General features: G+C 59.8%; 16 protein-coding genes and 1 pseudogene. 5 read left to right on the plus strand and 12 right to left on the minus strand.

Going from position 1 to position 19,105, the window contains the following annotated elements; all coding sequences use genetic code 11:
* Window positions 1-504: 504 nt before the first annotated feature.
* Complete coding sequence (locus tag BKP54_RS19090) at window positions 505-747, minus strand: hypothetical protein (protein ID WP_084814700.1); 243 nt, start codon at window positions 745-747, stop codon at window positions 505-507.
* Window positions 748-1,014: 267 nt separating this feature from the next.
* Between BKP54_RS19090 and BKP54_RS19095 the strand changes: the two genes are divergently transcribed.
* The gene (locus tag BKP54_RS19095; RefSeq protein ID WP_084814701.1) at window positions 1,015-2,469 is read left to right on the plus strand and encodes a TrkH family potassium uptake protein; all 1,455 of its coding nucleotides are present in this window, start codon (window positions 1,015-1,017) and stop codon (window positions 2,467-2,469) included.
* 129 nt (window positions 2,470-2,598) lie between these two features.
* Here the strand turns inward: BKP54_RS19095 and BKP54_RS19100 are convergent, their stop codons facing one another.
* From BKP54_RS19100 to BKP54_RS19140, 9 genes and pseudogenes are all read right to left on the minus strand, one after another.
* Window positions 2,599-4,956 carry a Wzz/FepE/Etk N-terminal domain-containing protein gene (locus BKP54_RS19100; protein ID WP_084814702.1) on the minus strand — a complete coding sequence of 786 codons (2,358 nt, stop codon included), beginning with the start codon at window positions 4,954-4,956 and terminating at the stop codon, window positions 2,599-2,601.
* Between the two features lie 71 nt (window positions 4,957-5,027).
* Window positions 5,028-5,933 (minus strand): UTP--glucose-1-phosphate uridylyltransferase, encoded by a 906-nt coding sequence (locus tag BKP54_RS19105; protein WP_025428870.1) that lies wholly within the window; start codon window positions 5,931-5,933, stop codon window positions 5,028-5,030.
* 4 nt (window positions 5,934-5,937) lie between these two features.
* Window positions 5,938-6,954 (minus strand): glycosyltransferase family 2 protein, encoded by a 1,017-nt coding sequence (locus BKP54_RS19110; protein WP_025428869.1) that lies wholly within the window; start codon window positions 6,952-6,954, stop codon window positions 5,938-5,940.
* Complete coding sequence (locus tag BKP54_RS19115) at window positions 6,951-7,877, minus strand: glycosyltransferase family 2 protein (RefSeq protein ID WP_084814742.1); 927 nt, start codon at window positions 7,875-7,877, stop codon at window positions 6,951-6,953. The genes BKP54_RS19110 and BKP54_RS19115 overlap by 4 nt, the downstream gene beginning before the upstream one ends.
* 17 nt (window positions 7,878-7,894) lie before the next feature.
* The gene (locus BKP54_RS19120) at window positions 7,895-8,893 is read right to left on the minus strand and encodes a glycosyltransferase family 2 protein (protein ID WP_084814703.1); all 999 of its coding nucleotides are present in this window, start codon (window positions 8,891-8,893) and stop codon (window positions 7,895-7,897) included.
* Window positions 8,890-10,091: pseudogene (locus BKP54_RS19125) on the minus strand (glycosyl transferase family 1). Before BKP54_RS19125 ends, BKP54_RS19120 begins: the two are co-directional and overlap by 4 nt.
* 99 nt (window positions 10,092-10,190) lie before the next feature.
* Window positions 10,191-10,973 carry a glycoside hydrolase family 16 protein gene (locus tag BKP54_RS19130; protein ID WP_025428865.1) on the minus strand — a complete coding sequence of 261 codons (783 nt, stop codon included), beginning with the start codon at window positions 10,971-10,973 and terminating at the stop codon, window positions 10,191-10,193.
* A gap of 2 nt (window positions 10,974-10,975) precedes the next feature.
* The gene (locus BKP54_RS19135) at window positions 10,976-12,091 is read right to left on the minus strand and encodes an acyltransferase (RefSeq protein ID WP_084814704.1); all 1,116 of its coding nucleotides are present in this window, start codon (window positions 12,089-12,091) and stop codon (window positions 10,976-10,978) included.
* 410 nt (window positions 12,092-12,501) lie between these two features.
* The gene (locus BKP54_RS19140; RefSeq protein ID WP_057206441.1) at window positions 12,502-13,986 is read right to left on the minus strand and encodes a lipopolysaccharide biosynthesis protein; all 1,485 of its coding nucleotides are present in this window, start codon (window positions 13,984-13,986) and stop codon (window positions 12,502-12,504) included.
* Window positions 13,987-14,110: 124 nt separating this feature from the next.
* On the opposite strand from BKP54_RS19140, the gene BKP54_RS19145 reads away from it, so the two are divergent.
* Together BKP54_RS19145 and BKP54_RS19150 are read left to right on the plus strand one after the other, a co-directional pair.
* Window positions 14,111-15,076 carry a glycosyltransferase family 2 protein gene (locus BKP54_RS19145; protein ID WP_025428862.1) on the plus strand — a complete coding sequence of 322 codons (966 nt, stop codon included), beginning with the start codon at window positions 14,111-14,113 and terminating at the stop codon, window positions 15,074-15,076.
* Between the two features lie 85 nt (window positions 15,077-15,161).
* Complete coding sequence (locus tag BKP54_RS19150; protein ID WP_025428861.1) at window positions 15,162-16,112, plus strand: polysaccharide pyruvyl transferase family protein; 951 nt, start codon at window positions 15,162-15,164, stop codon at window positions 16,110-16,112.
* 44 nt (window positions 16,113-16,156) lie between these two features.
* On the opposite strand, the gene BKP54_RS19155 is transcribed toward BKP54_RS19150, so the two are convergent.
* Both BKP54_RS19155 and BKP54_RS19160 read right to left on the minus strand, forming a co-directional pair.
* Complete coding sequence (locus tag BKP54_RS19155; protein ID WP_025428860.1) at window positions 16,157-17,179, minus strand: glycosyltransferase family 2 protein; 1,023 nt, start codon at window positions 17,177-17,179, stop codon at window positions 16,157-16,159.
* A 152-nt stretch (window positions 17,180-17,331) separates the two neighbouring features.
* Window positions 17,332-17,616: an exopolysaccharide production repressor protein gene (locus tag BKP54_RS19160; protein ID WP_025428859.1), complete on the minus strand. Its 285-nt coding sequence runs from the start codon at window positions 17,614-17,616 to the stop codon at window positions 17,332-17,334.
* A gap of 152 nt (window positions 17,617-17,768) precedes the next feature.
* Between BKP54_RS19160 and BKP54_RS35205 the strand changes: the two genes are divergently transcribed.
* Window positions 17,769-18,095 (plus strand): hypothetical protein, encoded by a 327-nt coding sequence (locus BKP54_RS35205; RefSeq protein ID WP_128090455.1) that lies wholly within the window; start codon window positions 17,769-17,771, stop codon window positions 18,093-18,095.
* 304 nt (window positions 18,096-18,399) lie between these two features.
* Window positions 18,400-19,080 carry a sugar transferase gene (locus BKP54_RS19165; RefSeq protein ID WP_057214412.1) on the plus strand — a complete coding sequence of 227 codons (681 nt, stop codon included), beginning with the start codon at window positions 18,400-18,402 and terminating at the stop codon, window positions 19,078-19,080.
* Window positions 19,081-19,105 lie beyond the last annotated feature (25 nt).

The following is a 19,105-nucleotide window of genomic DNA, read 5'->3' on the forward strand; positions in this document are numbered from 1 at the left end:
AACCGTCGTTCATTGACCGTGCCTCCTGCTTTCCCCAGGACGCACTCATACGAAACACGACGTCCGAGAACATCGGGCGGGAGAATTTCTATGCCTGCGACTTGAAAAGGCGAACATGAGAGTGGATTGATGCCGAAATTCGGATCTACAGTAGAAGCGCATCCTCCGATCAAGTGACGGTCTTCGACACCGAAGGCGTAGGTTGCCCGCAGGCGTGCGCCCTTGCCAGATCGGGCCGAAGGGAGCCGGAGAGCGGCACATGACTATGATCCGGCGTATCAGCGCCGCGACCATTTCTAGCGTATCAAATCACGCAGGTGTTGCGGCATTGACAGAAGCGCTCTTACCAAGCTGGCACCGTGCCCCCGACGATGCGCCACGTTCCAGCCGCTCGAGCTGTGAACAACGTCGGGCGATGTTGCTGCCGCGACGCTCCTTGAAACAGAACGCGCGCAATCCCCTCGCGGAAATTTTGCGCCGCAGCCAACTCGGTGCCAGTGATTGCTAGCGCCGCGCCGCGCGGCTGCTCGCAGGCTCCAGCCCCTTGCCGCGATAGGCCACGGGGATGCCCAGTGTCTCGTGGGCCGTTGCCAGCGTTTCGAGCCAGGTTGCCAGTTCGGTAGGTACCTTCTCGTCGCCGGTCTCCATCGCCTCGATCCACGCTAGATTGCAATGGAGCGCGCTCGCGAGATTGATCGGCGTCCAGCGAAGGGCAAGTAGGCATTGGGTAAATCGCGCGGGGGTCATTTCAGTGCTCAAGTTTGCGGGGGGCGTCGGTTCGATGAGGCTATACACGCAGAAATAAGTCAAGGTGATGACTTGTCGCGCCACGATGATGTGATCGAGTGTGTGGTCCACAGCAATCGTCGACACCAGGAAAAACTGCTGCGATCGTTAAGCGGGATGTCCAACTTGCGTTCGTCGGCGCTGGCCGCTAATTCCGATGTCGATGGCAAATGACAGCGACTCGCGCGGGCGAGTGGATAAGGACAGCCAAGACCGGGGCATTGACCGTTGAACACGACCATTTACCAGTCTGCCATCAACATTGCCGCAAAGGTCGGCCTCTATCTTTCGCTCGCGATGTTCATTCCGGCGCTGGTCGATCTCTATTTCGGCCATCGGGACTGGAAGGTTTTCGCTGTTTCGGCGTGTCTGATGGGTAGCATTTCGCTGGTCACAGTGGCAGCTACGCAAGGTGGACCACCGGCCTTCAATCGAAAAATGGGCTTTCTGCTCGTCAACCTGTTGTGGCTGGTCGTCTCGCTTATCGGTGCCGTTCCCTTCTGGCTTTCTTCGGTCAATCTCGATTTTGCCGAGGCGCTGTTTGAGTCTGTCTCAGGCATCACCACCACCGGCTCAACTGTCATTGCCGGTCTGGACAATGCGCCACCCGGTATTCTTGTTTGGCGTTCGCTGCTCCATTGGCTCGGCGGCATCGGCATCGTCGCGCTCGGGCTGTTCGTCATGCCGTATCTGCGCGTCGGCGGACTGTCGTTCTTCAAGATGGAATCGTCCGATACCACCGAGAAGCCGTTTGCGCGCATCGTCACCTTCACGCGTGCCTTTATCCTGATCTATATCGTCCTGACGGTCACCTGCGGGATCATCTACGGCTATCTCGGAATGAATCGCTTCGATGCGATCAATAACGCGATGTCGACGATTGCGACCGGGGGCTTTTCGACCCATGACGCGTCGCTCGGCTATTTTAACAGCCTGCCGATCCTGTGGGTGGCTACCTTCTTCATTACGGTCAGCAGCCTACCGTTTTCCGTGCTGATCATCTTTATCGTGCGCGGCCGGCTGGACACGCTGAAGGATCCGCAGATCTTCGTGTTCCTGTCTTACCTCACCGTGCTCGCGATCGCAGCCAGCTTGTTTCAGCGGTTGGAAAACGGCGTCGATTTTCACGAGGCGCTGGCGCATTCGTTCTTCACGGTGTCGTCGATCCTGTCAACGACAGGCTTTGCCAGCGATGACTACATGCTGTGGGGCGACTTCATCGTCGCACTCGCCTTTGCGGCGACCTTCATGGGCGGGTGTTCGGGCTCGACCGCTGGCGGCATGAAAGCCTATCGCTTCATCATCATCTTCAATTCCATTCGGGCAGGGCTCTTTAGGCTCATCTACCCGAACGCGATCCACACGGTGCGCTACGGCAAGGCACTGGTCGATATCGACGTGCAGCGGACCGTCTTTTTGTTCTTCACGGCCTATATGATGATCTGGGCCTTCGGCAGCATGGCCATGGGCGCCTTTGGCTATGACCTTTTGACGTCGGCGTCGGCGATCGCCACGGCGCTTTCAAATGTCGGTGCCGGGCTCGGCCCGATCATCGGGCCGGCTGGAAACTTCTCTACCTTGTCCGATCCGGCGCTTTATCTGCTGTCGGTCATGATGCTGCTCGGGCGTCTGGAAATCCTGACCGTTCTGGTCATCTTGACGCCGCTGTTCTGGAAGGATTAAGGCACGAGCGTTTCCGGTTTAACCGGAATTTCACAAACGGCTGTATCTCTTTGTTTTTTGACAGGAAACCGCTACGCACTTGCCCTGGAAATGCTCCAGGAGCCCAAGCGAGTTGGGCTCCTATACGGTTCAGACCGGCTCCGCTTCGCGCCGGGTCGCTGAGTTGTCGACGTAGTATTTTTCGAAGCGGTGGCGATAGTGTTCGGCGGCGCCGAAGTCGCTGTATTTCGCCAATTCCCGCATATCCGTCTTGTTGAGGATGACGCCGAGGATCTTCGAGTTGATCTGCGGTTCGGCGTGGAGCAGGTCGCGCACGAGCCGCGACGGTGTGCGGCCCCATTCGGCCACGAAGAGGAAACCGTCCGCAAGCGGTGAAAACGCCTTGCCATCAACGACAGGGGCGAGTGCTGCGAGGTCGACGATCACATAGTCGAAGGACTTGCGCGCGTTCGCGATCAATTCCTCCATGGCCGGCGAGGCGAGCAACTCGTGGCTGTCATGCGGGTAGTGGTTGGTGGCTTCGCCACCGACCGGGAAGATCGCAAGCTTCGTCTTGTGGTCGATCTTGATGCCGGCCGGCCAGGATGTCTCGCCGGTTAGCGCCTCGACAAGTCCGGTCTTGGGCGCCGGCGTGATCATCTTGCTAAGGCCGGGCCTGCGGATATCCGCATCGATCAGCAGCGTCCGCTTGCCGCTGGCGGCGAGAAGGGCGGCAAAATTGGCAGCGACGATTGATTTCCCTTCATCGGGAACCGCCGACACGATGCCGACCACACGGCAGGCATTTCCATGCAGCATCTGGTCACAGGCGAGCTTGGCGTTGCGGAACGTCTCGGTAAAGGAGGAGCGCGGCGCGTCGAGCACGATGCGGCTGACGCGTTCGAAGGGCACCGGCTCCGGTGCCGGTTGGGGCGGTCCCTTGTCCTTCACAAACCGGGCACGCATATGGTCTGTGGCTGTCGTCGGGCGCGGGCCGATCAGCGGGACATAACCGAGCGACCGATGCCCGAGGATCGAACGGACGTCGCCTTCGAGACGGAACGTGCGCTCCCGGAATTCCTGAAACGCCGCAAACGCCCCACCTGCCATCATGCCGAGCACGGCGGAGAGTGCGAGGATCATCGTCTTCTTCGGGCTTGAGGGCGAAACAGGCACGCCGGCTGCGGAAATCACCCGAGCCTTGGCAATCGGGAAGGAGCGCTGCTGTGCGGCTTGCTCATAGCGGCCGAGATAGGATTCATAGAGCGTCTTCAGAGCTGCGGCCTTCTGCTCGAGTTCGCGCAGATGGACGAGCGAGCGGTTTGCGTCGGAGTTCCGGCCGGTGGTTCCCTCGATGTTTTCGCGCAACGAGGCTTCGCGCGACCGCGCGACCTCGTATTCATTGCGATAGCTCGAGGTCAGCTGCTGCAGTTCCTGATAGATCTGGCGGCCGATATCGTTCTTCTCCGCCCGCAGCGATACCGCCTGGGGATGATCGGCGCTAAAGCTTTGGGTCACCTCCTGCTCGCGTTTGCTGACGGTCAGATAGCGGGTCCTGAGGTCGCGGATCACCGAATTGTCGCCGTCCTTCGACGAGATCGTCGCATTGTCGACGGCCTTTTCAGGGCCCTGTTCGACGATCGCCTGAAACTGCTTGTAGCGGGCCGAAGCGGAGGCCGTGTCGGCCTGGGCGATGATCAGCTGGCTGTTGAGATCGGCGAGCTGTTGCTCGGACATCAGTTCTCCCCGCGCCGAGGTCAGCCCGTTGTCGGTGCGGTATTGCTCGACCTCAAGCGAAGCGACCTGGGATCGCTGCCTCAGGTCGGCAAGGCGCTCCTGCAACCACACGGATGCCCGTTCGGTCGCCTCGAAATTGGCGTTCAACTGGTCGGTCAGGTAGGAATCGGCATAGGCGCGTACCACCTGCGCTGCCAGCTGCGGATCGCTCGAACGGTAGGCAAGGGCAACGACCGAGCTTCGCGAGACGCGTTCGACGGCGAGGCCCTGCTGGATAAGCGCGGCTGCCTTCTGTCGCCGGCCGCTGCGTGCGGCCTCTTCCGAAACCGGAGAACCGCCCGTAAACACACCGGTGATCGACTTCATCCAATCCTTGACCACAGCGAAAGCCGAGCGTGGCGGATTGACGATCGTGTCGTTGTCGGCAAGGTTGATCTTGTCGACGACGCGCAGAGCCAATTCGCCTGATTTGAGGATCTCGACGGCGCTGGCAAGTTGGGTGTCGAGCAGCTGGCTGTTTTGTGGCGAAGCCTCTTCTTCCGCGAATTTCGAGAGGTTCTCGTCGAGCAGGATCTGCGTCATCGAGGTATAGTTCGGCGTGGCGAAAAGCAGGTAGACACCGCCGAGAACGACGAACAGGGCAACGAACAGCCCGACTGTCTTGCCGCGACGAACCACCACCGAAAAAAGCCGGTCAAGGTCGATGAAGCCATCGGTTTCCTCGGCTTCGCGGGGCAATACGCTACTGAACGGTAGACTTCTTTGTTTCATTGGGTCGCTCTGTCCGTTTCCATATAGCTATCGGCCGGCGCCCCCACATCTCGGGGCGCCGGAAACCGGGTTTATGCCGCGCGGATGCGGCCTTCGTGAGACAAAACCATGTCCCTGACGGATTCGTAGACCAGATCGCCGATATCCGAACGAGCAAGAGCAAAGGCGACGTTCGCCTCGATGAACCCATGCTTGGAGCCGCAATCGAAGGTTCTGCCATCATAGGGGTGGGCGTGGAACGCCTGATCCTTGGACAGTTTCAGCATGCCGTCTGTCAGCTGAATTTCGTTGCCGGCGCCGCGCTGCTGTCGAGCGAGAATGCCGAAAATCTCAGGCTGGAGAACGTAGCGACCGTTGAGGTAGAAATTCGAGGGCGCCTCTCCCGCTTTCGGCTTTTCGACCATTTCGGTGACCGCGAAACCATGCGAAACGGACGTTCCCTTGCCGACGATGCCGTATTTGGAGGCATCCTCCGGCGCGCATTGTTCGACGCCGACGACATTGCCTCCGGTTTGACGATAGAGATCCATCAGGCCGGCCATGCAGCCGCGCGCGCCATAGGAGAGCATGTCGGGCAGAAGCAGTGCAAAAGGCTCGTCGCCGATCAGGTCGCGCGCGCACCACACGGCATGTCCGAGGCCGAGCGGCGCCTGTTGCCGGGTGAAGCTCACGGAGCCGGCCTTGGGCAACATGGCCTCGAGCTCGGAAATCTGGGCGTTTTTGCCTGAGCGCGTCAGCGACGAAATCAGCTCGGGCGTATCGTCGAAGTGGTCTTCGATCGCCTGCTTGTTACGGCTGGTGACGAAGACGATATGCTCGATGCCGGCCTCGCGGGCTTCATCGACGGCATATTGCACGACCGGACGATCGACGATCGTCAGCATCTCTTTCGGCACAGCTTTGGTCGCGGGAAGGAAACGCGTGCCGTTGCCGGCAACCGGAATAACTGCTTTTCTGACAGTTCTGATACGGTCCATGGCATTATCCTTTTCTCGTGTGAGGGCTTTTGCCCGAGGTGGATCGTTCAGCCGCCACCGTCATTGTGGCGGGCTTCAAGCGCGACAGCGGCGCAACCAGGCGGCGCAGTCGCACGGCGATCGGCATCCTGAGATGCCGGAGCGCGCGAGGGCTGGAGAGCGCGGTTCTGATGGCGCCGCCCAGCGATCTGGATTTGATGTGTTCAACGAGTGCCAAGAAGGCGCGCGCCTCGTAAAGGCTGCGGCTGCGCTTGCGCTGCATGGCCATCGCGCTCGCGTCGATGGCGTGGGTGCCGAGGAAATCTGTGTCAGCGGCGATCATCGCATCGATGTGGCGCAGTTCCAGCACGCGCGAGATGGAGCCTTCGCGGATGTGATAACGATAGCCGGAGGACGGATCGACGACACAGCGTCCGCCTTCGGCAAGGGCCGAGGCCAGCAGGATATAGTCTTCGCCGATGCGGATCTCTTCCTTGAAGCGCAGGCGGATCTCTTCGAGAAAGCGGCGCTCGAAGATCGGCTTCATGTAGCCGAAATTATAGGTCGACCGGAAAAGCACGTTGGATTCGATGAAGGCGGCAAGGGTGAGAACAGGTGTATTCTCAAGCGTCGTGTCGTCAAACATCCGTTCGCGCCGGCCATCAAGGTTCAGGACTTCCAGATTGTCGACGGCGATATCAGCGCTTTCGCGGCGTGCCCGTGCGATCATTCGTGCAAGTCTTCCGGGGCGAACCGTGTCGTCGGCATCGAGGATGGCGACCCATTCGCCGCGGGCTGCGTCGAGACCGGCGTTGCGCGCGCCGCCAGGCCCCCGGTTGGCCGGAAGTCGGATCAACCGGATACGCGGATCGGCGATAGCCTCGACGACAGCCGCCGTATTGTCCTGCGACGCATCGTCGACGACGATGACTTCGACCGAGACATCTTCCTGGGCGAGCGCACTGTCGATTGCGCGCGTGATCGTATCAGCCGCCTTGAAGGCCGCGATGACGAAGCTGACATCTGGATTGGTTGTCGTCATGGCGCCGCCACTTCCGATGTGCCGTATTGCTCGAGCTCGCGAACGCCGAAAAGGCCGCTGACGACGCCGGCATGCATGACGGCACGCAGGGCATAGCGCGAACGCGCAACTGCCGAGGCGAGCAGGATGAGGCTTGCGGCAGCGCAATACCCGGACTTGGCGGCGGCACGAACGATCTCGACGGCTTTTCCGCTGCCTGCCGAGGCCTGTGCGAGCAGGCGTCCATGAGTCTGACCCGAGCGAAAGCGTCGTTTTGCCAACCATTGGAAGCTGGCGCGCTTTTCCGGCACTATTTCGTAGACCAGGGCATCCGACGCATAGGCCAGACGGCCGCCGGCCTTGTGCATATGGGTGAAGAATTCCGTATCTTCACCGCCGGTTCGGCCGAGCGCGAGGTTGAAACGCCGGCCGGCAAGTGCCGGCGTTTTTCGATCGAGCAAGACGTTGCAGGTGTAGCCCGTTATGATCTCGCCGCCGACCCAGACGGGTCGCGTCGAGTGGAAGTCACCGCGGCGCATCCAGGACGGCGCCGAAAGGTCATATTCGGCTCGGACCGGGCCGAGAACCGCCTCGGCCCCGGTGGCTGAGGCCGTCTCCAGCAGACGCACCAGCCATTCGCGAGCAACCGTTTCGTCGTCATCGACGAAGGCGAGGTAGTCGCCCGATGCGTTATCAAGGCAGGCGTTACGGGCGATCGAGATGTTGCTCGCCGGGCAATGCACATAGTCGATCCCGAAGGGAATTTCCGACCTCAATGCGTCGACAAGACCTTCGGCACTTGGCTGTAGATCGTTGTCGGCGACGATGATCCGAATTGCCGTCCCATCCGGCACGGTAATGGCAGCCAGCGAACGCAGGGTTTCGGCAAGCTCTGGCCGGCGAAACGTGCAGACCGCGATGTCGACCCGAAGGCCGGCGGCCATTTTCTTCGTTGCCTCAATCATGGTGCGACCCGCCTGTTGCGAAGGTCGAGCAGCTCGCGCCAGAAACCGGCGGACCAGGCGAAATGCATCACCATGGCCGAAACCGCTGCCAGCGGGCCGTAGGGGTTTTTCTGGCCGAGCGCCATCCAGGCCCCGTAGCCGATGCAAGCTGCAGCCCAAAGTACGACCGGCACGGCGGCGACCCAGTTGATGACGGCGAGCAGGGCGCCGATTGCGATCGGTGCCACGGCGAGCGGCAACAATTGACGCAGGCTTGGCGCGACGCGATGCTTCAGCACGTTGCGGGCTCGCCCGCGGCCGTAGCTGAAATACTGCCGAAACAGCGGCCCGATCTTTGCCCGGGGGTAATAGACCATGCTCGTTCTGTCGGTCATCCAGATGCGATAGCCGGCCTTGCGGAACCGATAGTCGAACTCGGCATCTTCGTTGTGACTGAAGCTCTCGTCGTAACCGCCGATCGCCTTGAAGGCTGCAATGCGCATCAGCGCATGATGGCCGTGGTCGGCCCAATGGCTTGTGGCCCCGAGCCGGTGTTTGGCGCCGCCATTTCCGAGCTTGGAATTCTGGGCATAGGCCGTCGCCTTCTGAAACGGCGTGAAGCCGACTGTCTCCATGGCAACGACGACGGAGTCGGCGCCGGTTGCGATCACTTCGTAGACAAGCTTCTGGCAATAATCATCAGGATAGGTGCCATGCGCATCGATGCGGATCAGAAAGTCGAAGGACGAGCCATACTCGGCCACCGCAAGATTGATTGCGGCGCTCTGGATACGCTTGGGATTATCGAGCGCCAGGACGGACGGATCGCCTTGGGCCAGCCGCGCTACGATTTCGCGGGTGCCATCGGTGCTGCCGCCGTCGGCAATCAGGATGACAGCATTAAGTGGCGCCAGTGACGGACGAAGCTTGTCCACTAGAGCTTCGATATGTTCAGCCTCATTGAGGCAGGGGATGACGATCAGGCTGCGCGTCGACGTCAGATCTGTTGTGTTCATGACAAACCACCTTCGTTTTGACGGGCTTGAGAAAGGGGCGTCGCGGGCTCGGGGGCCGTCGATGCAATTGCCGAAAGGCGCCTCACGAGGTTCTCGCAATCGGTGTGGCGAAAGACCCAGGTGTCGGTGTTGCAGGCGGCAACCCGCCCAGACGCATCGGCGTGGCTGTTGGCATCGACCGCTCCAAGGAGCGAAACGAGGTTGTCCGGCTCGGGTTCATCAAGCAGAAAACCAAGACCGCGGACCGCCAGAAAACGGGCCGTCTCCGTGCCGCGCATGGCGATCGGAACCCGTCCGTGTCGGCAGCCCTCATAGAGCCGGTTCGGAAGCAGCCATTTGGAGTTCTGGCCCTCCTCGAAAAAATCGATCGCCCAGGTGAAATCGATCTCGTCGTAGATCGCGCCGAGGTCTTCCGGGCTGCGGTAAGCGCCGTGGAAGGTCATGTGCGGCTCATTGCGAATGAAACCGTCGAAATCGTCGAACTCGGAATAGGCGGGCCGGCCGCGTAGTACGATCTCGAAACGGCCCTCCATGCGGCGCGAGAACGTCGAAAGCAGTTCGAGCGACTTGCGGCAGCGTAGCGCACCGAACCAGCCGATCCGCCAGGGGCCGTCTGGTCGCGCTGTGGGGGCCGCGGAAACCTGCAGGCAATCTCGATCGCCGAGCTCCAGCACCTTGTTCTCCAGCAGCATGACTGGCGTCTCCAACCCGGAGAGTGGGCGGAAATAATGCTCGACGAAGGCGGGAGAACTGGTGATCAAAAGCCGCGCATTGCGTCCGAGATAGGCTTCGCTGGCGCGCATGGCGCGTCCAGCCACGTCCTTGCGCAGAAGCAGGCGGTGAATGTCGAGGCATTCATAGACAATAGGGACATCACCGCCGAACATGGAAACCGCCTTGTTGGCGACGGCGAGCATGTCGAGGTTGCGGGCGATGATCAGGTCGGGCCGGCGACCGCGCGCAGCTTGGCGGGTAGCGACAGGCAGGCCTTGGTGATCGCTGAGACCCGCTGGGCAAAGCGACCGTCGCGCGTCGTGCCGAGCTCGATCGGATCGATGCCCTCGATCGCGGCCAGTGCGTTCGCGCCCCGGCGAAAGCCGGCCAGCGTCACGCGCGCACCGCCTGCCTTCAACATCAGGATTCGACGGCGAACCGCGGGGTCAGCCAGATCCTGCGCGAAATAAAGTATCTGCAGCATGAAAACATCCGTTTTCGTGCTCAGCCCGAGCCAAGCTTGATTCAAGAAATCGTGCATCGCAACGGTGGCGTTGCGATGCACGGATGCGTTGTGCCGTCCTCAGTTCAATTTGCAGGCGACGGACTCGGCGAACTGGCACTTGTCGTTGGGTGCGGTGAAGGCGATCCGGTCAACCTGCAGCGCTGTCGGTCCCTTGTAGTTAAAGGTGCCCATCCAATCGCTGAGGGTGTCGGTGCCCCAAAGGCTGAAGAAGATCTTCTGGGCGTTGGACGGGATCTTGGCGGGATCGGTCACTTCGTGAACCAGTTCACCATTGACGTAGTAACGGATCCGCTCCTTCTCCCAGACGAAGGCGTAGTCGTTGAAGCCTTGGTTGGCGCCGCCCGGTACGTCGGCGAGCTTCTCGTTGCCGCCCTTGGCGGAGACGTACTGATTGAGCTGCACCTTTGCCGGGTTCTTGCCGAGCACTTCGAAGTCGATCTCGTCATGCGCCTTTTTGTCGGCAGGCCCGATATAGGTGAAGAAGGCTGAGTTCAGCCCCGATCCGTCGGCGGACTTAATGCGGGCTTCGTAGGTCCCATAGCCGAACCGCTTGCGGGTCTGGACCTCGCCGCAGGCATAGTTGCGTTCGCCTGTCTTGCCCTCCTCGAACTTCAGTTCAAGGATGCCGTCAACGACCACCGCCTGCTCCTTCGACCAGGTGCAGTTCTGGTGCGGCCCGTTGTTCCAGCCATCCGAAACATACCAGTGGCCGGTGTCGAGCGTGTCGAAGTTGTCGAGGAACGACGTGCCGGTGGCACCTTCCTGTGCCATTGCGGAACCGGCAAGGCCGGTGGCGAGACATGTGAGAAGGGCGAGGCGGTGAGGTCTGATCGATCTCATGGTCAGGTCCTTTGCTGTGGCGAGTAGTCGGAGCGACGGCCGGTATCCGGGCGCGCGTTGGCTTGGGAGGAGCCGGTGCGGCTGCCGGTCAGGACGGCGGTGAGGCCCGGTGCCAGGCGCTTGGCAAGCCCATGCGCGGCAACGAGAATGGCGATCGTGATGAACGGAATCGTGAAATAGAACAGGCGATAGTCGGCGATCTCGGTGCGATTCCAGACCATCCAGGAAAGGATGAGCAGGGGGTAATGGGCACAGAAGATCCAGAAGCTGAGGCCACCGGTACGCGCCAGGCGTTCGCCGAGCCGGGTGCGCACGAGAAGCGCTGAAACGGCCCAGGATCCGACGATGCCGGAAAGTGCCGTTAGGCTGCGCAGCATATCGACCCAGACCGGGAACTCCGGACCGGTCTGGTAAAGAACGATCGAGAGCGCGACAGCGGCGGCGAGGAAAACGGCGGTGATCGATCGGGCATAGGGGTCGAGCAGCTTGGTATCGATGCGATGCAGGCTCAGATAGATACCGGTGCAGAAGCCGAAAAGGATAGATTTCTTCAGGAAGATGCCATTCGGCAGTGGAAGCACGGCGAAGGCTAGCAGAACGCCAAGCGTTTGCAGCGGATAGCGCTTGATCAGCCAGGCCAACAATGGCGAGAGCAGGATGCATAGCAGCAGATCGCGCAGAAAGTAGAGTGGAACGTTGATCGGCAGCGCCTCAAGCGCGAAAGCAAGGCTCAGCCATTCGCGTGGCGTGGCATTGACCACATCGGGAAGGTAGCCGAAGCCAATATTCTTGAGCTGCGCCACATAGACGAGTGCGAGAAACGCGAGGTTCCACAGAAGGAAGGGAAGCAGCACCGTGCGCGCCTTGGTCCGAAGCGTCTTCTTATAATCGAACGTATCCAGACCGCGTCGGAACATGAGATAGCCCGAGATCGCGCTGAGGCAGGGAACGCCGACGCGAAACAGGCTGTCGCCCAAAAACACGCGCAGCCAGTCCAGAAACCCATAGGTTCCCAGGAACGGGCTGGTTTGCGGATCATGCGGCACATGTACGAAGACGATGCCCGAAATCAGCACGATGCGCATCAAATTGATCCGCGAGGAAATGTTCGCGTCCATAGCCACGATATCCGTCACTCCTATCTGCCAGCGTCATTTTCGGCGCCGTTTCAACAGAGCAGACTAGAGCCCGCATCGATTAAACTAGGGCAGGGGCGTGGATAAAAATATGGCGCTGCAACAAAAGAATCAGCCATGATTTGTTGCGGTGCAGCATTCGCCACATTTCGAGTTAGCGGCAAAACAACAGGGAATCGACCCCTTCAATCCTTAAAAGCGCACGTATTGTCGCATGTTGCGGAATATGCTCATATTCTCATGAACCAAAGTCTGTGATTGAACGCACGCCGATTAATTGCGATCAAAAATTGCAGATTTTTTTCGTTGATCATTGTCAAATCGGAGTTTTTTTGCTGCCGGCGGCGCGAATTGCGGCGAGTGTAAGGCAGGGCCGAGCTCGCCATTTACGATCATTCCGCAGGTTCTGGCGAAACACCCACCGCGCCGCGCTGGCGGATCATCCGATGTAGTTTCACCAGCAACTGCCGCTCGGTCAGAACCATCAGAATGAGATAGATGAGACCGCCGATGGCAGCCCCGATCAGCACCTGCAAGATGGCGTTGGGAACCAGGGGGCCGAATCGCTCGAGCAGAAAACGCACGGCAAGCGCCATGGCAAAGGCCGCAAACATCGGCCGGGTTGAGACGAAGAAGCCTCTCACGAACGGCATATGGTCGGCCCGGAATACCACCCATGAATATCCGACCAGCGTCAGAACGTTGACGATGCAAAGCGCGATCATCGCGTCGATCAGCGAGCCGTTGATCGCCCCATAGGCGACCGCGCCGGTGGTGATGACAGCTCGGATCACAGCCCACCAGAACAGGATGGCGCCCTGGCCGATGCCTTTGAGATAGGGTACGTAGGTGCTGCAGGGGGTCAGGATGCCCTTGGACAAAGCCAGAAGGCCGAGAACCGGCCAGGCCGCTGCCCATTGGCTACCGAAGAGGACGAGCATCGCCGGTTCGGCGAGCGCCCACAGCCCGAACATCATCGGAGCAAGCAGCACTGTGGTGACCTGCGTGCTCAGCATCAACGCCTGCGACCGGCGCTCGCGATCCTCGCCCATATGGCTGAAGGCGGGGAAAAGCACACCCATGACAGCCGAAAGCACGATCTGGTTTGGAATGCTGGAGAAGCGGTTGGCGGCGGAATAGGCACCGGCATCAGAAAGGCCGAGATAGCGGGAGATCACCACCATCGGCGATTGGAAGGTGATGAAATTGGCGATTTCGGAGCCCATCATGCCGAGACTGAAGCGGCATAACGTCCATACGCGTTGAAACGAAAAAACCAGCCTCGGCACGTAGCCGGAGACGGAATAGAGCCCGAAAAGACGGATCAACGCCGATACGAAGAGCTGCCCGAGCAAAGACCACACGCCGAACCCGACGAGCGCCATGGCAACGGCGACGAGAGCGCCGAGCGTCTCCGAAATCATGCTCCAGGCGGCATCCTTGCTGAAATTCATGCGCCGGGCGAGGAGCGCATAGGCGACATCGCCGCCAAGCTGAAGCGGGATGAGCAGGCTCATGATCTTCAATAGGTAGGCAGCTTCCGGCGCGCCCAGCAGCGTTGCGAGGGGCGCGGCAAAGACAAAAAGCCCAAGCGCCATTGCCATGGAAATCGCCAGATTCGCCCAGAACGCGGAGTGGACAAGGTCCATTTCCTCGTCGCGCTGAATGATCAGCGCGGAGGCCAGACCGGCGCCGCCGATCATCGCCAGAAATTGCACGACGGTGAGCGCGACCGCGACCGTTCCGAACTCTTCAGGCGTCAGGATGCGCGCAAGAATAGGCACGGTGACAAATTTCAGCCCGAATGTGCCTGTCTTTGAGAGCACGCTCCAGCCGACGTTACGGGTGACGGATTTGGCATTGACGGTTGAGGGCATGGCGAACATCCCGTGAGCCCTTTGAAAGAATGAATGACAAAGGACAAGCGATAGACATACGGCCGCGACCCAGTGGGAGGAGACCACGCAAGACTCTTTGTAGAGAAGCCGCAGGGGCGAAAAGATGGCAAAGCTGACGATTATTATACCTTACTACCAGAAGGAGCCGGGCATCCTTCGGCGGGCGCTTTCGTCCGTCTTCGCCCAGACTTTTCAGGACTTCCATGTTTTGGTCGTCGACGATCAATCTCCTTATCCTGTTGATGAGGAGCTGGCGCCGCTCAGTGAAGACATGCGCGAGCGCATCACGATCGTGCGCCAACCCAACCAGGGACCGGGCGGCGCACGCAACACCGGGCTCGACAATGTTCCTCAAGATTCCGAGTTCGTGGCATTCCTTGATTCCGACGACGTCTGGACACCGGATCACCTGAGAAATGCCTATCAAAGCCTGACGCGATTCGATGCCGATTGTTATTGGGCGTCGATAACGGGTGGCGATGCCTTCTACTATCATTTTGGCGTCGCCGATCTCCTGAAGAGCGATACCTGCATCCGGCTGCAGGAGAGCCCGCTGGTCGTGGAAATCCCCGATCTATCCAACGTCATGCTGAGGAATTGGAGCTTTCTGCACCTTTCCTGCATGGTGATCGGGCGCTCGCTGTTCGAGACGATCCGCTTCGACGCCGCACTCCGGTTGGCAGCCGAGGACGTGCTGTTCTTCTGCGATTGCGTGCTGTCGGCGCGGCGTGTGGTGCTTTGCGATGCCGCGGGTGCGGAACGCGGCGAGGGCATCAACATTTTCCATTCGATCGACAACGATTCGCCGGAATTTCTGCAGCAGCAGTTCAACACTTTCGTGGCGCTTGAAACGCTTGAGGGCAGGTTTTTGCGCCGGCCGCAGGAAATCGCCTCGATCCGCTCCTACCAGCATACGGCCCGCCGCCAGGCCCTATGGAGCCAGGCACGGCGACTGCGTCGCAAGAAGGCGCCACAATTCAGGCTGCTTGCGCGCTGGGTATGGCGCGATCCGAAATTGCTGCAAAGCGCGCTTGAACTGGCCGTCGGCAAACTATCACCGCAACGCTGATCACGAAGACAGCATCCCTCAGGAGGGAGAAAGACCCGTCGCTTGCGGCGCCGGACACATTTTTATTTGAGAGAAGGGACCGCTTATGAAGCCCTATTACTGGGAATCACATCACGGAAATTTTGGAGACGACCTCAATCTTTGGCTCTGGGATTTCCTCTTGCCTGGTTTCCGCGACAGCCATGACGACATTCTGCTCGTCGGCGTCGGTACGGTGCTCAATCGAGCGTTATTACCTGACGGCATGCGAAAATTGGTGCTTGGCAGCGGCTTTGGCTATGGCACGCTTCCAGATATGCGCGATACGGCGGAATGGGACATTCGTTGTGTGCGCGGCCCGCTGACGGCCGAAAAGGTCGGTATCGAACCCGAACGCGGCATTGTTGACCCGGCCGTGATGGTCGCCGAAATGCCGGAGTTCCAGAACTTGCCCAAGATCCATAAGCATAGCTTCGTGCCCCATTGGGAGAGTGCGATTGCCGGCATGTGGCCAACGACATGCGGCACGGTCGGCCTGCACTACATCGACCCACGCGGAGAGGCCGGAGCCGTGATCCGGGAGATCGCGCAGTCCGAACTGATCGTAGCAGAATCGATGCACGGTGCGATCCTGGCGGACGCCTTTCGCGTTCCGTGGGTCGCAGTCTCGACATCGAACAGCATCAACAGCTTCAAATGGAACGATTGGGCCCGGACGGTCGGGGTCACCTATCGCCCTCGCCATGTCCCGGTTTCAAGCCGGGCGGAAGCGATGATCAAGGGAACCCGGTTCTGGGGCATGGGTTTTGATGTCGCCGAGACCTATGGTGAAGACCCGAACCGGCGACAGATCGACGGAGACCTCGTCGTCAGCGCGACGCAGCCAAGGCAAACTTTCTTGCGTGGAGCGGCCAAGCAGCTTCTGGCGGCGCCGTCGACGCTAGCATTGTGGCAGGCAAGCAGAGCGCAGCCGCAATTGAGCGAAGACCGCGTCCTGGCCGAACGCAAGGCACGCTTCCGCGACGTACTCGATACGGTTCGTCGCGATTATCTCTAAGGGCTGAGATCAAGCGGCGCCCCGAGCGGGCGCCGTTTAGCCTATCATTGGCTCAACTCAGCGGAAGCCGGCAGCAGGTAGCGCAGCCGCCCCGAGCCGCCGAGCCCCACCGGAGCGTCCGGCTTGCCCGGTCGCATACGTTCGGTCTTATCGGCAAAGATCCCACCGGCGACTGCCGGAACTGCCCCCGGCTTGCCGAGCAGGTAGGTGACGGCGGCGATCGGGCCGCCCTCGCGCTTCAGGTCGAGAAAGCGCCGATGTTCGTAACGTCCCCGGATGTGGCGTTCATGCCGGCGGATCACGGCCGTCGCTTCTGCACTCAATTGATTGTCGGCGAGGATGGCACGGTCGGCCTCGTAAAGGCGCTTCAGGTCCTCGGTGCGGTGACTGCCGCTAAGCGAATTGCCACGCACGATCGCCGCATAGCCGCAGCTGTGGATGATCTTGTAGCGTGCACCTTTGGCAAGCGCCCGCAGATAGAGGTCGTAGTCTTCACCGAGGCGGAGGGTCTCGTTGTAGGCGAGTTGATAGCTGGACAAAAACGCACGCCGCATGAGGGGTTTGAGAAAACCGATCTCGCCACGCCTGACACCGCGGCGCGAGATATTACCTTCGACGAAGCCGGTGAGATCGAGAAGGCGCGGCTCCGGTTGGAACCGGCCGACGTCGGCCGCAGCGCTGGCGGCAGCCCTCTCGTCCATGAAGGCGATGTTGTCGGCGACAAAATCCCAATCCGAAACCTCAAGAAGCTTGGCCAGCCTGCCGGGCAGAAAGAAGTCGTCGGCATCGAGGATGGCGAGGATAGGCGAGCGGCTGATCGAGATCGCGTGGTTTCGCGCTGCAGCCGGCCCCCTGTTTTTCTCAAATCGCACGATGTTCAATCGTCCGGTGTCATCGGCAGCGGACAGGGCGGTTGATGCAGTCGCGTCGGTCGAGCCGTCGTCGATGACGATGACCTCGGCAGTCTCCGGCTCGGCTAGCGCCGAAGCGACGGCCCTTGCGATCGTTTCGGCGGCATTTTTTGCGGCGATGATGACACAAACGTCCATCGTTGCAGCTGCGGTCATTGTGGCCTCCAGCGTTACGTCGGGCATGGCCGGCATCGGTATTCCTTGCCGGCCCGCCGCACGATGCAACGGGATCATGTCGCAACCGCGTCAAAACGTTGACATTTTTGTTGTGGGCATTGCGGAGGGCGAGGGGAGTTTCCCATCGTGCCCTACGGGTTGAAGTGACCCGGCCTGTTCAAGCGCCCCGGCGAAACCTTACCCGCCTGTTTTTCATCGGTCGTTGCGCGTGCGTTCTCGGCCGCCTGCCTGTCGCGTTCGCGCGCCTTCTTCCAGACGAGAAAGACAACAGCCAGGAAATAGCCGACCTGCATCAGGACGGCGCAGACCAAGGTTTGAATAAGGGTCGAGGTAAGCGAACCGTTCAGCAGATAGGTGACGATGGCAAAGACCGCCAAAGCGCCAATCATGCTCGCAAAGACGCGTGGTGCGAACATCGCGCTACCTTGCCTTCGGGGCTGTTGTTGGTGTCTCCATATGAGCTAAGGCCCTTCCCACCACAGGGTTTCAATATATTGGCGGTTATCCCTCGGTTCAACCGACAATAACCGCAGATGCAATATAAGCCGCTATAGCCCCTAAAATGTTTATGTCGCCTTTAGAACAGGCCGCCTCCGATCAAATTCCGTTGATTGCCCGGCGTGGGGCGGATGCAAGGAATCAGTTTGCGGCCGGCCGTATCGAGTTTGGTTGGGGTTTAACGGGGCGAAATGTGTCGCTCGATATTCCACCCTCCGTGGGTTTCGCCCTGTTTCGCTCGTCTCGAAGTTGGCCTCGCTCTCACTTTGTTATCAACTTTTGTTACAAGATTCGCGTTTGTGAAGGATTTGTGCGTGCAGTGCAAAAGAATGCTGCGCCGCAAAAAGCGCCCGTGAAGTTGACGGATTTCAATTTACAGGGCGGGAAAATCTTCTGATGCAAGACGAAAGCAAACATCACTAGTTCAAGGTAAGGTCAATTTTTTCATGAGTAAATTCGGTTTGCCCGCGAACTACATCGAAATCGACTGGAAGCCACTTGGCTCGCCATGAATAGATGATCTTCGGTCCCGAAGAAATATTACATATTCGCGATCGATGATATACGTCCGCGAACCGCGGGCACGGCACCGGCCATCATTTCGCCTTTAAAAACCAAATTCTAACCATACACTCATTCTTGGATACGAGTGCGCCCCCACAGGGGACCGACCAATCGCCAACGTAAATGGAGTCTTCTCTATGAAGTCTGCGACTCGATCGGCCAATTCGCCGTTTTTCAGTACCGCAGAGTCGGGAGCATTTCGTCCGGTAGGAGGAATATCGAAGCGTGGCTTTGATATTTTCACCGCTTCACTGGCTCTCGTCTTTCTCAGTCCGCTCTTCCTGCTCTTGATGATGCTCGTCAAGTTTTCCGATGGTGGATCCGTTTTTTACGGTCACCGCCGTATCGGCCATAACGGCCGTGCATTCCGCTGCCTGAAATTCCGCACGATGCGGGCAGACGGAGATCGGCTCTTGCAGGACTATCTCCGCAACAATCCGGGCGCCTACGAGGAATGGCGTGCGACGCGCAAGCTTCAGGACGACCCGCGCGTGACCATTGTCGGCAGCGTTCTGCGCAAACTCAGCCTCGACGAGTTGCCGCAGCTGATCAACATCATCCGTGGTGAGATGAGCATCGTCGGCCCGCGCCCTGTCGTGGAAGACGAACTCGAACTCTACGACGCTGCAGCCGTGTTCTATCTGCAGTCTCGCCCGGGTCTTACCGGCCTGTGGCAGATCAGCGGCAGGAATGACGTTTCCTATGCCGCCCGCGTCGCCTTCGACACGCACTATGTACAGAACTGGTCGCTGATCCGCGACTTCTTCATCGTCGTCAAGACGATCCCCGCAGTCTGCTTTTCTCGCGGCAGCTACTGACAAACGCTGCGCCACGGAGCCTGAC

The sequence above is a fragment of the Ensifer sp. 1H6 genome (assembly GCF_001976035.1).
Taxonomy (GTDB): domain Bacteria; phylum Pseudomonadota; class Alphaproteobacteria; order Rhizobiales; family Rhizobiaceae; genus Ensifer; species Ensifer canadensis.

Bases quoted from the DNA above. Each gene is read 5' to 3' on its own strand.
- BKP54_RS19105 (WP_025428870.1), bottom strand. From the start codon at position 5,933: ATGGACCGTATCAGAACTGTCAGAAAAGCAGTTATTCCGGTTGCCGGC.
- BKP54_RS19130 (WP_025428865.1), bottom strand. From the start codon at position 10,973: ATGAGATCGATCAGACCTCACCGCCTCGCCCTTCTCACATGTCTCGCC.
- BKP54_RS19120 (WP_084814703.1), bottom strand. From the start codon at position 8,893: ATGAACACAACAGATCTGACGTCGACGCGCAGCCTGATCGTCATCCCC.
- BKP54_RS19090 (WP_084814700.1), bottom strand. From the start codon at position 747: ATGACCCCCGCGCGATTTACCCAATGCCTACTTGCCCTTCGCTGGACG.
- BKP54_RS19160 (WP_025428859.1), bottom strand. From the start codon at position 17,616: ATGTTCGCACCACGCGTCTTTGCGAGCATGATTGGCGCTTTGGCGGTC.
- BKP54_RS19115 (WP_084814742.1), bottom strand. From the start codon at position 7,877: ATGGCCGCCGGCCTTCGGGTCGACATCGCGGTCTGCACGTTTCGCCGG.
- BKP54_RS19155 (WP_025428860.1), bottom strand. From the start codon at position 17,179: ATGACCGCAGCTGCAACGATGGACGTTTGTGTCATCATCGCCGCAAAA.
- BKP54_RS19150 (WP_025428861.1), top strand. From the start codon at position 15,162: ATGAAGCCCTATTACTGGGAATCACATCACGGAAATTTTGGAGACGAC.
- BKP54_RS35205 (WP_128090455.1), top strand. From the start codon at position 17,769: ATGTCGCCTTTAGAACAGGCCGCCTCCGATCAAATTCCGTTGATTGCC.
- BKP54_RS19110 (WP_025428869.1), bottom strand. From the start codon at position 6,954: ATGACGACAACCAATCCAGATGTCAGCTTCGTCATCGCGGCCTTCAAG.
- BKP54_RS19140 (WP_057206441.1), bottom strand. From the start codon at position 13,986: ATGCCCTCAACCGTCAATGCCAAATCCGTCACCCGTAACGTCGGCTGG.
- BKP54_RS19100 (WP_084814702.1), bottom strand. From the start codon at position 4,956: ATGAAACAAAGAAGTCTACCGTTCAGTAGCGTATTGCCCCGCGAAGCC.
- BKP54_RS19165 (WP_057214412.1), top strand. From the start codon at position 18,400: ATGAAGTCTGCGACTCGATCGGCCAATTCGCCGTTTTTCAGTACCGCA.
- BKP54_RS19145 (WP_025428862.1), top strand. From the start codon at position 14,111: ATGGCAAAGCTGACGATTATTATACCTTACTACCAGAAGGAGCCGGGC.
- BKP54_RS19135 (WP_084814704.1), bottom strand. From the start codon at position 12,091: ATGGACGCGAACATTTCCTCGCGGATCAATTTGATGCGCATCGTGCTG.